Here is a 15,194-nt window from a genome sequence, read left to right as displayed (position 1 = left end):
GGTCGGACCGAAGCGCTACCGAGTCACCGGCAGCGTGACGGTCGGACCGAAGCGCTACCGCGTCACCGGTGCGTCGACCGATCCGATCGACTCGACGGACGCGCGCACGTGATCGCCGGGCTCGATGGGCGCGGCACCGGGGGTTCCGGTGCTGAACAGGTCGCCGGGTTCGAGCGTCATCACGCCCGAGTGGAACGAGACGATCTCTCTCGGCGGAAACAGCATGTTCCGGATCTCGTTTTCGGCCTCGACCTCCCCGTTGACCTCGGTCCGGACGGACAGTGACGACAGATCGAGCGGCTCCTCGGGGACGACGAGCACCGGACCGGGAACGAGGAACGTGTCGAAGCTCTTCGCCCGGGTGAGAAAGCGCGGGTTCCGCTGGAGCACGTCCTCGGCGGTCATGTCGATCACCGGCAGGTAGCCGGCGACGACGTCGTCGACGTCGGCCTCCGCGACGTTCCGGCACGTCCGACCCATCACGACCGCGAGTTCGGCCTCCGCGGTCACCCGGTCGCTCCGGTCGGCCGGCGGCAACCGGATCGGGCCGCCGGGACCGGTGAGCGCCGTCGACGGCTTCATGAAGCTCGCCGGCTCCTCCGGACGGTCCTCGTCCAGGTCGCCCGCGTGTTCCTCGTAGTTCAAGCCGATCCCCCAGAGCTTGCCGAACCGCTCGAGCGGCGCGGCGAGCGTCAGGTCCGCCGCCGGGACCCGGTCGGCCGTCGCGTCGCCGACGTCCCCGAGCGTCCCGGCGGCCGCCCGCGGGAGCGCCTCGCGGACGCTTTCCAGGTCGGGCTCGATCGAACGGAGCGGCACGAAGCCGTCGTCGTCGCCGATCAGGGGCTCTCCCGTCGAGGTGCGTGCGAGGTACTTCATCGTGTTCGATGGCTCCGGTTCATTCCTCACGGTCCGTCCAGAAGTCGAACGACCGCCCCGGCGCGAACACGTCGAGGCCGACCGCGCGCTCGTCGCCCGTGTTCTCGACCCGGTGGGCCTCGTTCGACTCGAGCAACACCGAGTCGTTCGGGGCCAGCGTGACCGAGTCGTCCTCCGTCGCCACGGTGAGTTCGCCCTCGAGGCAGAGACACACCTGCTCGTTCTCGTGGTCGTGCATCGGCGAGCTGTGTCCCGGCGGCTTCTCGAACCACTCGAAGGAGAACCGGTCGCTTCCCGCCATCGCGACCCGGCGCCACCCCTCGTCCGGCTCGTACGTCTCGGCCTCGTCGAAGGCGACCGGCTTCATCGTGACTCCCCCGTCGGTGCGTCCGCGATATGGCGCGTCTGTCGACCCATGATATGGCCGAACACGACGCGAGTGATAACGTTTGCCGTCCCGGTCGATCGCGGGGATCACCACAGTCGCCGTCGGCCTCGGGCCGTCCCGTGTTTCGCGAGCTACGATTCCGGGATCCGCGCGGTTCCGTCCTCGAAGGTCACCGTGACGTCGCGCTCCCGCACCGTCGCCGCCTCGGGCAGATCGTCGACGACCGCCTCGGAGACGTGGAGCTCGCCGAGGTCCTCGGTGTTCCGGATCCAGACGATCCGGACCGTTTCGGGGTCGTACCCGCCGAGCGCGGCGAGCCCGGTCCGGATCGCGAACTCGTCGTCGGGCGCGACCACCGGGAGCTTCGACTTCGCGAGCGACCCGCTCGTGAGCGCGTTCGCGTACGTCTTCCTCGTGTCCAGCTGGTCGATCGCCGCCTGCCGGGTGAGGTCCGCGAGCCCGATCCCGTTGCCGTTCCCCTTCGTCGCCTCGGTGAGCCCGCGCACGTAGATGAGGTCGATGTCGGGCGTCTCCGGGTCGGGCGCGTTGAGGACGCGATAGCGACCGATCACGTTCGTGTCCATCCCTGCGCCCGAGATCTCCTTGCCGATCTCGTCGACGACGAGGAGATCGACCTCCTCGACGGGGAGCGTCGCCATCTCGTCGTAGGCGCGTTCCAGCAGCTCGGGTTCCCGGTCGAGGAACGCTCCCGCCGGAACGGCCTCGACGTGGCCGAGTTCCTCCTCGAAGTTCTCGACGAGGGCGAGCCCGCCGAGGAGCGGCACCGCGGACTCGATGACGTCGAGGGCGGCCGTCAGCGTCTCGACGTACCCCTCCGCGATGGCGGTCGAGTGGAACGACTTCGCGCCGCGCTGTTTGCCGAGGCCGACGACGGTCATCTTCGCGAGCCCGCTCTCTATCGGCCCGCTGAAGTTGGTGTGTGCCTTCACGCGGTTCACCACGACGACGCCGTCGGCGTCGAGCGCCGCCGTCGAGAAGTACACCGGCACGTCGGTGTCGCCGACCGTCACCGTCGCCAGCGCCTCCGCGTCCATCCGGGCGTCGATGGGGGCTCCCACGCGCTCCTCGTCGATCCCGAGCGCCGAGAGCACCTCCCGCTGTCCCTCCGGGGTCGCCCCGCCGTGGCTCCCCATCGCGGGCACGACGACGGGGTCGTATCCCCGCGCCTCCGCCCAGTCGACGGCCGCGGCGGCGATCTCGTCGATCCGGTCTATCCCCCGGCTCCCGACGCCGATGGCGACCGTATCGCCGGGTTCCAGGTCGTCGGCGTCGATCCGATCGAGCTCCGCGCGGGCCGCGCCGAGCGGGTCCGCGAGCGTCTCGCTCGGCGGGTCGTACTCGACCCGGGCGAACGAGGGGAGCGGCTGTGCGTCGATGAGGTGATCGACGTCGTCGCGGTCGGGAAACTCCATGGGCGAACGCTCGTCGGCGAGACTGAAATACTGTTCGCGTGTCGCGGTCCGTTCGGTCCCCCATCGTCGAGACCGGGTCGTCGAGATCACGTGGTCGGGGACGGGTCGTACTTGCCCGTATACAGAATTATTTATCGCCGGGGTTACGCGGGCACCCATGGAGATAACAGAAGTCGAGTCGTTCCCGATCGAGCTCCCGTTGGAGTCGCCCGTCTCCTTCTCCAACCGGACGCTCACCTACCGGGACCACGCGATCACGTACGTTCGAACCGCCGACGGCCTCGAGGGAGTCGGCTACTCGCTGGGCTACGAGGGTGCCCACCTCGTCGCGGACGCGGTCGAGTCGATGCTCGAGCCGATCGTGGCCGGCGAGGACCCGCGCGACACCACCCGGCTCTGGCGCGAGATGTACGAGGGCAACGTCCAGATCGGTCGGATGGGCGTCATGTTGCGCGCCATCTCCACCGTCGACATGGCGCTCTGGGACCTGAAGGCGAAGGACGCCGGCCAGCCGTTGTACAAGCTGCTCGGCGGCAACAGCGAGTCGGTTCCCTCCTACGGCAGCGGGGGATACTACCGCGACGAGAAGGGACACGAGGCCCTGCGGAGCGAGGTTCGGCGATACGTCGACGAGGGGCACGACGTCGTGAAAATGAAGGTCGGCCGCCTCTCGATCGACGAGGAGGTCGAGCGCGTCGCCGCCGTCCGCGACGAGGTGGGCTCGGAGACGACGCTGCTTCTCGACGCCAACGGCGTCTGGGAGTCGACGACCGAGGCGGTCCGCGCCTGCCGCGCCTTCGAACCGTACGACCCGTACTTCATCGAGGAGCCGGTGATGATCGACCGCGTGGAGACGATGGCGGAGGTGAACGACGCCATCGACTACCCGGTCGCCACCGGCGAGCTCGAGGGGAGCCGCCACAACTTCGCGCGGCTCCACGACACGGGCGCGGCGACGATCCTCCAGCCGGACGTGACCGTCTGCGGCGGGATCACGGAGTGGCTCCGGATCGCGAACTACGCCGCCGCCTACGACGTCCCGATCGCGCCCCACTACAACTGGAACATCCACACGTCGCTACTCGGGGCGATCGACAACGGGCTGTGGATCGAGTACTTCTATCGCGACATGGACGTGAAGGCGTTCGACGACGTCGTCGCGGAGCCGCTCGCGCCCGGCGACGACGGCCGGATCGCGATGCCCGACGAGCCGGGCCACGGCGTGACGCTCGACGAGGACGCACTGGAGGAGTTCAGCGCATGAGGGACTTCTCCGATCGGATCAACGTTCGCGACGCGGACCGGGACGTCGAGATCACGAGCATCGACGCCTGCGTCGTCGAGGGCAACTTCGAGTGGAACCTGATCAAGGTGGAGACCGACGCCGGGGTCACCGGGATCGGCGAGTCGTACCGCGGCGGCGGGATCCCCGAACTCGTCGAGTACACGAACCGGTTCCTCGTGGGTGAGAACCCGCTCGACGTGGAGCGGCTCGTCCGCTATGTCTTCCAGGAGATGTCCGGCCACGGCGGCACCACCGGCAAGGTCGTGACCGCCGCGTCCGGCATCGAGGTCGCGCTCCTGGACGCCGCCGGGAAGATCCTCGGCCTCCCCGTCTACCAGCTCCTCGGATCGAAGTACCGCGACGAGGTCAGGCTCTACTGCGACTGTCACGCGGGCGAGGCGTACGCGGTCGAGGACGGCGCGACGGCCTACGCCGACGCCGAGGCGTACTCCCCGGAGGCGTACGCCGCCGAGGCGGCCCGCGTCGTCGACATGGGCTTTTCGGCGCTCAAGTTCGACCTCGACCTGCCCGCCGACAACGAGAACGACCCGTACAACGGGCGGCTGACGAACGCGGCCATCCGCGAGAAACGCGAGATCGTCGAGGCGGTGCGCTCGGAGATCGGCTACGACGTCGACCTCGCGTTCGACTGCCACTGGGACTACTCCGTGGAGAGCGCGAAGCGGCTGGCCTACGAGCTGGAGGAGTTCGACCTGATGTGGCTCGAGGACCTCGTCCCGCCGGAGAACATGGACGCACAGAAGGAGGTGACGAAGGCCACGCGGACGCCGGTCGCGACCGGCGAGAACCGGTTCCGCGTGTTCGAGCTCTCGGACCTGATCTACGACCACGGCGTCGACGTCGTCACGCCCGACCCGACGACGGTCGGCGGGCTCCACGAGACGATGCGGATCGCCGACCGGGCCGAGGAGAACTACATGCCGATGTCGCCGCACAACGTCTGTAGCCCGGTCGGGACGATGGCCTGCGTCCACCTCGGCGCGGCGACCCCGAACTTCGACCTCCTGGAGTACCACGCGCTGGAGGTCGACTGGTGGGACGACCTCCTCGTCCGGGACGAGCCGCTGATCGACGAGGGCCGGATCGCGGTCCCCGAGGAGCCGGGACTGGGGATCGAACTCGACATGGACGTCGTCGACGAGCACCTCCTCGAGGGAACGACCGGGTTCTGAGGGACGGATCGGCCGCCTCCTCGATTCGTCGGCATCCTTCTCGACTCGTCGGCATCCCCGAGACCGACGATCCGGAGCGTTTCCCCGACCGCGTCGTTCCGGGAAGTAGGGTTATTTATTCGTGGATACGTAACGCCGTACATGATCGATTATTTCGATTTGGAGGCGTCACTCACCCAAGAGGAGCGACTGCTCGTCGACTCCGCGCGCTCGTTCGTCGAGGGGGAGGTCGACGACATGGGGGAACACTGGATCGAGGGCACGTTCCCGACCGAACTCATCCCGAAGATGGGCGAGATGGGGTTTTACGCGCCGAACCTCGAGGGATACGGGCTACCGGGCGTGAGCGAGACCTCCTACGGACTCCTGATGCGCGAGCTGGAGGCGTGTGACTCGGGGCTCCGCTCGATGGCGAGCGTCCAGGGCGCGCTCGTGATGTACCCGATCCACGCGTTCGGCAGCGACGAGCAGAAGGAGGAGTGGCTGCCCGCCCTCGGCGAGGGCGAGGCGGTCGGCTGTTTCGGCCTCACCGAGCCCGAACACGGGTCGAACCCGTCCGCGATGGAGACGCGCGCCGAGAAGGACGGCGACGAGTACGTCCTGAACGGCACGAAGACGTGGATCACGAACTCACCGATCGCGGACGTCGCCGTCGTCTGGGCGAAGGACCACAGCGAGGAGGGGACGCCCGTCCGCGGGTTCCTCGTCGAGACCGATCGCGACGGCGTGACGACCAACAAGATCGACGAGAAGCTCAGCCTCCGCGCGTCGATCACCGGCGAGGTCAGCCTCCAGGACGCCCGGATCCCCGAGGAGAACCGCCTTCCGGGCGTCTCCGGGATGAAGGGCCCGCTGTCGTGTCTGACGCAGGCACGGTACGGCATCGCGTGGGGCGCGGTCGGCGCGGCCCAGGACTGCTTCGAGACCGCCCGCGAGTACGCGACCGACCGCGAGCAGTTCGGGAGGCCCATCGGCGGCTTCCAGCTCCAACAGCGCAAGCTCGCGGAGATGGCCACCCAGATCACGCTCGCGCAACTCCTCGCCCACCGACTCGCCGAGCTCAAGGAGGCGGGCGAGATGCGCCCGCAACACGTCTCGATGGCCAAACGGAACAACGTCCGGACCGCCCGCGACCAGTCGCGGATCGCCCGCGAGATGCTCGGCGGCAACGGGATCACGGCTGACTACTCCCCGATGCGGCACATGGCCAACATGGAGACCGTCTACACGTACGAGGGAACCCACGACATCCACACGCTCATCCTCGGCGAGGACCTCACCGGGCTCCAGGCGTATCAGTGAGCCGGTAGCTACCGGCTGGCGATCGAATCGGACGCCGGCGGACCGGAAGTGGGACGTCTCGACGGGACCGGGGAGGACTCAGGCGACTCGGTTGCGGAGGTCCTCGTACTCGCCCGTTTCGGCCACCCGCTCGACGTTCGCCACGAGCACGTCGGCCCGCCGCTCCCAGTACTTCGGGGTGTGACCGGAGACGTGCGGCGTGAGGAAGACGTTCTCGAAGCCCCAGAGCGGATGGTCCTCGGGGAGCGGCTCGGGGTCGGTCACGTCGAGGCCCGCCCCGTGGATCCCGTTGTTGCGTATCGCGGACACCAGCGCCTCGGTGTCGACGACGCCGCCGCGCGCGACGTTGACCACGATCGCGTCGTTCGGGAGCGCCTCGAACTCGTCCTCGCCGATCAGCCCCGTCGTCGTTTCGGTCAGCGGACACGAGAGGACGAGGACGTCGGTCCGAACCAGCGCCTCCGGGAGGTCGTCGTACCCGAGGACCTCGTCGGTGGGTCCGCCCTTCGAGGGAGTGTGTCGGATCCCGATCGTCTCCACGTCGAACCCCTCGAGTCGTTCGACGATCGTCTCGCCGATCGCGCCGAGGCCGACGACGGTGACGGTGCTCCCCGTCAGCTCGGTGAACGACTGGAACCGACGCCACTCGCGGCGTCGCTGTCGTCGGCGTCCCTCGTCGAGGCGGCGGACGAACGTCAGGATCCACCCGAGCACGTGTTCGGCGATGTTCGGTCCGTGGACGCCGGAGGCGTTCGTGACCGCGACGCCGCGTTCGGCGAGCTCCTCGAGCGGCAGGTGGTCGACGCCCGCGGCGTTACACGCGAACAGTTGCATGTCCTCCGCGATCCCCAGGTCCTCGTCGGTCAGACGCACTCCGGCGACGACGGGTGCCTCGGCGAGGTATCGACGCCGCTCCGCGTCGGTCCGAACCAGACGGACCGTGTGGTCGGGGAGTCGCTCGCGCAGGATCGAGACGTAGTCGGCGGCCGGGATCCCGTGTGCGCCGTGGTCGAGCACCGCGATGTCGGTGGTGGTCGGCTCCGCGTTCATCGTCCGGGGGTCGCCGCGGGGGGACTAAGTACCCGCGGTCGGAGCGGGGAGGGGATCAGCCGTCCACCCGGATCGGCGGCGCCCGGCTCATCAACACCAGACAGCCGATCCCGCCGACCGCGCCGACGACGCCGGTCGCGACGCCGACGGCGCGGACGGCGGGAACGAACCCGAGCCACGAGCCGGTGACCGCGATGGCGCCGCCCATGAGGATCGGCGTCAGCGTCGCGCTCGCCCGTCCGGTCCCCTCGCTCAGGCTCACGAGCCCGCCGCGCAGCGCCGGCGGGGCCAGATCGGTGACGATGCTCCGGTAGATCGACAACACGACCCCGAAGCCCGCTCCCATCAGGACGACTCCGAGCGCGGCGAGCGGGAGCGCGGTCGCGAGGAAGACGAGCCCGATCCCGGCACCCATCGAGGCGTTCGCCGCGATGAGCGGGTAGAGTCGGTCGTCGAAGGCCGCCGAGATCCGGCCCGTCTGGGTCGCCGCGAGCGCGTACGTGAGGCTGGCGAGCGCCGCGAGCACCCCGGCCTGTGCGGGCGTTCCGCCGAGCACGTCGACGACGACGATCGAGTTGTACGTGAGGAAGCCGAACCACGCGAGGTTCGCCGTCCCGCGGGCGACGACGATGCTCCACGCGCGTCGGTGAGCCACGAGGGACCGGAGGTCCGCGAGCTGCGTCCGGAGGTCGTCCCCGGATCCGCCCTTCGCGTCGTCGTCCATCGGCTCCTCGAACCGGAGGTACACCACCGCCGCGATGGGGAACGCGAGCGCGTAGAGGAGGAACGGGTACTGCCACGCGAACCCGACAAGGACGCCCGCGATGAGCGGGAAGACCGTCTGTGAGAGGCCCGACCCGGTGAAACGGAGTCCCTGTGCGGTCGCCTCCTTCGTGCCCGCGTAGAGGTCGCCGAGGCTCGTGATGATGATCGGCGTGAGCGCGGCGAACCCGATCCCCTGGAGCAGCCGAAGGGCGAGCGCCGCGGCGAACGTCGAGACGAACGCGATCGCGGTCCCGGTCAGTCCGAACCACACCAGCCCGAAGATCAGGACCGGCCGTCGGCCGTACCGGTCGGCTATCACCCCGGCGATCGGGATGACGACCACGGCCGGGCCGGTGAACGCCGACATCAACAGCCCGACGTTCGCCGCCGACGCGCCGAGCGGCTCGACGAGCGACCCCAACACCGGCGAGAGGAGGGCGGTGCCGAGCGGCGGGAGCACGTTGATCAACAACAGGAGCTGGAACGGGCGCTCCCGGACGATGCCCGACTCGCTCCCCGCTATCGACGGCGTCGAGACCACGGATACTCTCCCGGAAGGCGGTGGGGTACATGGGACTGCGTCTTCCGGCAGAGATCGTTGCGATCGACGGCGTTCACCGAACCGCGAGACGCTCGCCACGGACCTCGATCGTCCCTCGGTCACCGCCACCGTCGCGTCGACTCCGCGGCGGCGACGGTGACACGCGAAGCGGACCGCGACCACCCTTGCGTTCCCGTGTCACCGGAAAAACTGACCCGAGCGAGACTCGCTAACTCTCGTCTCGCGTGGTTCGATCTCGCCTTCCGGCTTTCCTCGTCACTACGCTACTCGGAAGGTCCGGGTGCGAGAATCGAACCCGCGTCTCAGCCTCCACAAGGCTGAAGGATAGTCCACTACCCTAACCCGGACACGCACCCTCACGTACCCCGTTTCGATTGATAACCGTTACGACTCGGGACAGGCCGTGCGAGCGAGTCGCGCGCGGCTACTCGGCGTCGTTTTCCCCGTCTCCTCCGTCCTCCTGACGGATCCGGACCGTGGAGACGCGGGCACCGTCGACCGCCAGCACTTCGATCGTGTAGCCGTCCTCCGAGACGGCGTCACCGACCTCGGGCGGGCGGCCGAGCCGGTCGAACACCAGGCCGCCGAGGGTGTCGAAGCCGACGCCCTCGAAGTCGACGCCGAGCGTGTCGTTGACCGTCGAGAGGGGAACGCCCCCGTCGATCTCGTATCCCTCGTCGCCGTGCCGGCGGATCGAGGGTTCTCCCCCCTCGATGTCGAAGCCGTCCCGGAGGTCGCCGACGATCGTCTCGACCGCGTCCTCGACGGTGACGAGCCCCTCGAACGCGCCCCACTCGTCGATCACGACCGCCAACTGACGACGTTCGTCCTGGAAGCGGACGAGCAGTTCCGCGACCGTCGTCGTCTCGGGGACGACGAGCACCTCGCGCGCGAGGTCGCCGGCCGTCGCGGTCCCGCCGCCGTCCGGATCGACGGCGCCGAGGACGTCCTTGGCGTCGAGGTAGCCGACCACGCGACCCTCGTCGTCGGCTTCGACGACCGGATAGCGCGTGTGTCCGGCCTCGCGGATCGTCGCCCTGATCGCCGACAGGGAGGCGTCCGTCGGGACGCTCACCACGTCCGGGCCGGGGACCATGACCTCGGTGACGTCCGTGTCGTCGGTCTCGAAGACGCGATCGATCATCTCCACCTCCGCCTCGGCGACGTGACCGGCCTCGCCGGCGCGTGCCAACACCCGTCGGATCTCGCGCTCGTCCAGGGTCTCGTCGGTCTCGGAGGCCGGCGGGACGCCGATGAGTCGCGTGAACGCGTTGGCCGTCCCGTTGAACACGACGAGTCCGGGGTAGAACAGCAGATAACAGAGCTTCATCGGCGGCGCGACGAAAAGCGAGAGCCGCTCGGCCTCCGCGATGGCGATCGTCTTCGGCGCGAGCTCGCCGAAGACGACGTGGAGGAACGTGATGAAGCCGAACCCGACCGCGAACGCGACGAGGTGGATCAGATTCGCCGGGAGCAGCGGCTCCAGAACGGGCTCGATGAGCGACGCGATCGCGGGCTCGCCGGCCCACCCCAGACCGAGGGACGCGAGCGTGATTCCGAGCTGTGTCACCGCGAGGTAGTTGTCGAGGTTCGCCATCACCTCCTGGAGGGTTTCCGCGCCCGGACGCCCCTCCTCCGCGAGCTGCTCGACCGACGTCGACCGGATCCGGACGAACGCGAACTCCGAGGCGACGAAGAAGCCGTTCAGGACGACCAGCACCAACGCGAGGAGGAGCCGCGACCCGGAGACGACGAGGTCCGTCATCGGTGCCTCCGCGTCGCGTCGCCGTTCGATCGAGTCGTGATCATACCGGTACGTCACGACGGGGGCTTAAAACGGTGACCGAGGGTTCGGGACGCGAGACGGACGACGGGGGATCGGCCGCCCTCGGTCCGAGCGCCAAGAGAGTACGACGCTGAGGAAGGTAATTATACCCCGCTCGCGTATTCCGTGAGAGATTCGAGATGTCGAACACGAACGGAGGTGACGACGAGGGTGTGACCGATGGGGACGGAACCGACCGCGACGCGGCGGACGAAGGGACGACCGACGGGCGACGCCGTCGGCTCCTGGCGTACGCGGGGCTCGCGACGCTGGGCGCGGGCGGGCTTCTCGGGGCGTGGACCCGCTCCGACTCGGAGGAGCCGACGGTTCCGGAGCCGCCGACGTCCGAACCGCCGGAGAGCGACGGGAACGGATCCGAGGATCCCTCGGACGGCGAGGATCCGCTGGACGAGATCCCCGCGGTCGTCGAGCGGTACGCCCCCGACCTCTACTTCGGAGCCCTCGAGAAGTGGTTCCCCACCGATCCTCGTCCGTACGTCGTCGACTCCGGCGACGGTCCGGTCGTCGACGGCTTTCGCGCGCTCGAGGAGTACTCGCGACGGTTCCGCGAGACGGGGTCGCCGCCGGCACCGACGGTGTTCTACCGGGTCGTCGAGGCGGCCGACGGCGTCGACGCGATCCAGTACTGGTTCTACTCCGTCTTCGACCAGTTCACGGTGAACTTCCACTGGCACGACTGGGAGCTGCTCCAGGTGTTCCTCGACCGCGAGACGGGCGAACCGCTGTTGTTGTCGGCGAGCGCTCACGCGCGTGGCACCCCGAACAACGAGTTCCTCGAACCCGATCTCGCGGCCGGCCGTCGGCCGGGGATCCTCTCGGAGGTCGGCTCACACTCGAGCGCCAGCGAGGTCAACGGGGTCCGACCGAGCTTCGAGCGGCTGCCGGGTGACGACTGGCAGTCGGACGTGACCAACGACGCCCTGGAGGTCGCCGAGAGCCTGGCAGCCCCGTTCGCGTACGGACTCCCCCGCGGCGAGGGAGCCAGGCTCCCGTTCGTCATGCCGGAGCTCGACGGGTATCCGCTCCACGAACACCCGTCGCTGTCGGTCGACCGCGAGGACTTCGTCGACGAGCGGGTGACCGTCGGGGGCTGGCACGGGTTGCCCCGCCCGCCCGATGCGATCCCCCTCCGGGAGCCGGGGCTCGTATTGACCCATCCCGACAGCGCCACTCCCGCGGACGCGACGTACGCCCTCGAGCCGATGGAGTCGCTTCCGGAGGCGATAGCGGATTTCGTCGGTCCGCAACTCAGTTTCGAGTTCGCGATCCCGGGATTCGCCGAGGATCGCCTCGCGGACCACATCACGTCCGTCGGGATCCCGTGGGAACAACCGCGGTACGCCGACCCGCTCGCCGACGTCACGGACCCCGCGCACCGACGCCGGATCGACGGCGAGTCGCCGTCGGGACTCACGAACCGGGTCGTCGGCCGGGTCCGTTACCTGGGTTCCGGAGCGGACGGCGCGCTCGACGGGATCGGCGACGACGCGCGCGACGCGCTCGGGTCCGCGATCGCCGTGTCGCGATACCCGTTGCCGGTGGAGCTCGCCGTGCGGCTCGCGAGCGAGGACCCGACCGCGACGGTGACTCGCGGGGGCGTCTTCGGGTACCTCGACGTCGACCCCGGCGAGCACCTCCTCGTCGTCGACGGACCGGGGTTCGCCCCGGTCGCCCGGCGGTTCGTCCATGAGGGTGGAACGTACCGGGCCGCCGGGGACGGCGAACTCACTGTCGTCCCGACCGAGGACGCGGGATGGATCCGCGGCGACGGCCGCGAGACCGGGGGGATCGCTCACGTCCGCGTGACCGAGGACTACGCCGGCGTCGTCCACGACGGAGCGCCGACCGAGGCGGACCGGTTCGCCGTCGCGGTCCACCGGGAGGGACGCTACACCGTCGAGGTGGTCGATTCGGAGGGGCGCCCCGGCGCGTACCGGGTGACGCCGGAGACGTTCGGCGACGGCACCGAAGCGACGCGCCGGGCCGTCGAAACCGGGAAGGCGTCGCTCGCCGGAGCGCTCCGCGACGAGTTGGCCGACGTCATCGACCTGGCGCGGTCGCTGCGGGAGGACGGCGACGCCGACGGCGGGACGGACGCCGACGGGAACGACGACACCGACGCCGTACTCGATCGACTGTCGCGTGCCCGCGAGGAGGCCGCGGCGGCGGCACGGACCGCCGAACGCGGCGACGGGGAGGCGGCGAACGAACACCTCGCGGCCGCCGTCTCGTCGCTCGAGGAGGCGATCGAACTCCTCGCGAGCGGGAGGGTTCGGGAGTACGACGACGCCGACGCGGCGGCGCTCGAGCCGCGGATCGAGGGCACGATCGCTCGGGGCGAGACCGCGATCGAGACGGAACTGTGAGCCGGGAAACGCGGGCAGGGGAGGGTCCGAGCGATCCGATCGATCTCCGGCGCGTCGCCCGAGGGCTTTATCGATCGTCGCTCGCGAATGGTGGACGATGACCACATGCGATCCACCGACTGCGGCGACGACGCTCGAGCGATGCGGCCGAACGCGACGGCCGCCGAAGAGCCGTCGGCTTCGGATCGAGGGGTTGCCGGCTTCTGATCGGTCCGCGACGTCCGCGCGGGTGATGACCCGTGAGTGAGGGAGCCGCCTCGGAGCGTTCGACGGAGATCGAGGATCTCGCCCGCGACCTCGTGCGGATCCCCACGGAGAACCCGCCCGGGAACGAGGGGGCTGCAGCGGAGTTCGTGTACGACTGGTTCCGCGAGGCGGGGATCGACGCGACGCTGCTCAAGGAACCCGATCCCGACCGGCCGCAGGTCGGCGCCCGCGTGGGCGAGGACGGGCCGACGGTGGTGTTGAACGGGCACCTCGACGTGGTCCCCGCCGGCGACCCGGACGCGTGGTCCGCCGACCCCTACGCGGGCGTCGTCGAGGACGGCCGGCTCTACGGCCGCGGGAGCGCGGACATGAAGACGGGGGTCGCGATCGCGATGCTCGTCGCCCGCGATCTCGCACCCGAGATCCGGTCGGGCGAGCTGTCGGGTTCCGTCGTCGTCCACGCGGCGATGGGCGAGGAGACGGCGGATCCCGGCACCCGAACCCTCCTCGAACGCGGGTTCGACGGCGACTACGGGATCGTCCTCGAGCCCACCGACTTCCGCGTCGCGACGAGCACCAAGGGGCTCTCGGTCTACCGCGTCGCCGTCGAGGGCGTGGCGACGCACGCGAGCCAGCCCGACGCCGGGAGGAACGCGATCGACGAGGCGCGGCCGTTGCTCGACGCGATCGACGAGTACGACGCCGAACTCCGCGAACGCGAGGGGTCGCTGTGTGGCGGCGCGTTCGCGACGGTGACCGAGATCGAGGCGGGGACCGGCTCGAACCTCGCGGTGATCCCGGACCGCGCCGAACTCGTCCTCGACAGACGGGTGCTCCCCGGCGAGGACCCGGACGCGGTCGACGCCGAGGTCGAGGCGTTACTCGAACGGGTTCGGGAGGAACACGGCCTCAAGGCGTCGTGGACGCGGATCCAGACCTACGCCTCCTCGTCGATCCCGGTCGATCATCCGCTGGCGACGATCCTTCGCGATCGGTCCGTCGAGGTGGTCGGCGCGGGCGGGGACGTCGGCGCGGGTGGGGAGGTCGGCGATCCATGGGGTATCGAGGCCGCCACCGACGCGCGGAACTTCGTCAACGACGCCGGGGTTCCGGCGGTGACGTGGGGACCGGGCGACCTCGATCAGGCGCACACGGTCGACGAGTCGATCGACCTCGGGGACGCCGGGATCGCGAGGAACGTCCTCGAGGGCGTGGTTCGAGAGTTCCTCGAGTAGCGGAAGTGCTCACCCGCCGATCCGTCGGGAGCGGCGGGTCGAGACGGGGCGGCCCGGGAACGTCCGACGGGACGCCGCCGACGTGACGGGTGGTTTTCGGCGCGATCGGGTCGTTTCGTGTGGGTCACACGAGTACGACGCCGACGTTAGATGACGCGGTTCTGGAGGTAATCGAGGTGTTTCGCGTTGTAGACGATCTTGACCTCGTCGGCGGCCGGGCTCCCGATACAGGTGAGCCGGACGTTCTTCTCTTCGACCTCCTCGTCGGAGAGGATCTGTTGCATGTCCATCTCGATCTCGCCCTCCTTGACGATGGACGCGCAGTTCGCACACGCGCCGGCACGACACGAGAAGGGCCAGTCGTAGCCCTGCGCCTCGGCCGCTTCGAGGATGTACTCGCCCTGGTTGACCTCGAGGGAGCCGTAGTCCTCCGCGTCGAGGTCGGCGGCGGCGGCCTCCTCGAAGAGGTCGTCGTCGTCCATCGACCAACCGTGGTCGTCGAGCACTTCGTAGTTGAGGTATTCTACAGTGGGCATCAGCCGTGATTTCATCCCCCACCTCATTAGGCTTTGCTGTTCCTCCCGTGGTCCGGCAACGAACGATCCGGCATCCGTCCGCCGGAATCGTGGTGCGCGGAGACCGTGAGCACCGCGGGAACCGGGACGACCGACGGCTATCAGTTCCGA

At 69.4% G+C, this 15,194-nt stretch carries 12 protein-coding genes and 1 tRNA gene; 5 read left to right on the top strand and 8 right to left on the bottom strand.

All coding sequences use genetic code 11. The features are described 5' to 3' along the window. Positions 1 to 54: 54 nt before the first annotated feature. The 3 genes from EAO78_RS11985 to EAO78_RS11975 form a co-directional block, all read right to left on the bottom strand. Positions 55 to 876, bottom strand: a complete 822-nt coding sequence (locus EAO78_RS11985; protein WP_122106068.1) for a fumarylacetoacetate hydrolase family protein — start codon at positions 874 to 876, stop codon at positions 55 to 57. A gap of 19 nt (positions 877 to 895) precedes the next feature. Then, on the bottom strand, positions 896 to 1,243 hold the full coding sequence (locus EAO78_RS11980) for a cupin domain-containing protein (protein ID WP_122106067.1): 348 nt from the start codon (positions 1,241 to 1,243) through the stop codon (positions 896 to 898). Between the two features lie 152 nt (positions 1,244 to 1,395). Further along, entirely contained in the window at positions 1,396 to 2,697 is a 1,302-nt protein-coding gene (locus EAO78_RS11975; RefSeq protein WP_122106066.1) for a nickel pincer cofactor-dependent isomerase, group 22, read from the bottom strand. A 157-nt stretch (positions 2,698 to 2,854) separates the two neighbouring features. Between EAO78_RS11975 and EAO78_RS11970 the strand changes: the two genes are divergently transcribed. From EAO78_RS11970 to EAO78_RS11960, 3 genes are all read left to right on the top strand, one after another. Continuing rightward, entirely contained in the window at positions 2,855 to 3,961 is a 1,107-nt protein-coding gene (locus EAO78_RS11970; protein WP_122106065.1) for a mandelate racemase/muconate lactonizing enzyme family protein, read from the top strand. After that, complete coding sequence (locus EAO78_RS11965) at positions 3,958 to 5,175, top strand: mandelate racemase/muconate lactonizing enzyme family protein (protein ID WP_122106064.1); 1,218 nt, start codon at positions 3,958 to 3,960, stop codon at positions 5,173 to 5,175. Before EAO78_RS11970 ends, EAO78_RS11965 begins: the two co-directional genes overlap by 4 nt. Positions 5,176 to 5,316: 141 nt before the next feature. Beyond that, positions 5,317 to 6,477 carry an acyl-CoA dehydrogenase family protein gene (locus tag EAO78_RS11960; RefSeq protein WP_122106063.1) on the top strand — a complete coding sequence of 387 codons (1,161 nt, stop codon included), beginning with the start codon at positions 5,317 to 5,319 and terminating at the stop codon, positions 6,475 to 6,477. A gap of 78 nt (positions 6,478 to 6,555) precedes the next feature. Here EAO78_RS11960 and EAO78_RS11955 read toward each other — a convergent pair whose 3' ends face one another. The 4 genes from EAO78_RS11955 to EAO78_RS11940 form a co-directional block, all read right to left on the bottom strand. Continuing rightward, positions 6,556 to 7,527 (bottom strand): D-2-hydroxyacid dehydrogenase, encoded by a 972-nt coding sequence (locus EAO78_RS11955; RefSeq protein WP_122106062.1) that lies wholly within the window; start codon positions 7,525 to 7,527, stop codon positions 6,556 to 6,558. Positions 7,528 to 7,582: 55 nt separating this feature from the next. Next, on the bottom strand, positions 7,583 to 8,833 hold the full coding sequence (locus tag EAO78_RS11950; protein ID WP_122106061.1) for an MFS transporter: 1,251 nt from the start codon (positions 8,831 to 8,833) through the stop codon (positions 7,583 to 7,585). Between the two features lie 295 nt (positions 8,834 to 9,128). Further along, positions 9,129 to 9,201: transfer RNA gene (locus tag EAO78_RS11945), tRNA-His, on the bottom strand. A 77-nt stretch (positions 9,202 to 9,278) separates the two neighbouring features. Further along, positions 9,279 to 10,619, bottom strand: coding sequence for a hemolysin family protein (locus EAO78_RS11940; RefSeq protein ID WP_122106095.1), 1,341 nt, complete (start codon positions 10,617 to 10,619; stop codon positions 9,279 to 9,281). Between the two features lie 200 nt (positions 10,620 to 10,819). Between EAO78_RS11940 and EAO78_RS11935 the strand changes: the two genes are divergently transcribed. Continuing rightward, a complete protein-coding gene (locus tag EAO78_RS11935; protein WP_122106060.1) occupies positions 10,820 to 13,066 on the top strand; it encodes a hypothetical protein in 2,247 nt (748 codons plus the stop codon). 239 nt (positions 13,067 to 13,305) lie between these two features. Continuing rightward, positions 13,306 to 14,508 carry a M20 family metallopeptidase gene (locus tag EAO78_RS11930; protein ID WP_122106059.1) on the top strand — a complete coding sequence of 401 codons (1,203 nt, stop codon included), beginning with the start codon at positions 13,306 to 13,308 and terminating at the stop codon, positions 14,506 to 14,508. Between the two features lie 146 nt (positions 14,509 to 14,654). On the opposite strand, the gene fer is transcribed toward EAO78_RS11930, so the two are convergent. Further along, positions 14,655 to 15,044, bottom strand: coding sequence for a ferredoxin Fer (fer, locus tag EAO78_RS11925; RefSeq protein ID WP_122106058.1), 390 nt, complete (start codon positions 15,042 to 15,044; stop codon positions 14,655 to 14,657). Positions 15,045 to 15,194: the final 150 nt, after the last annotated feature.

The organism is Halobellus captivus, from assembly GCF_003697845.1.
GTDB classification, from domain to species: Archaea; Halobacteriota; Halobacteria; order Halobacteriales; family Haloferacaceae; genus Halorubrum; species Halorubrum glutamatedens.
Note: the sequence above shows the minus strand (reverse complement) of the source record. Positions and strands in the feature narration are given on the sequence as shown.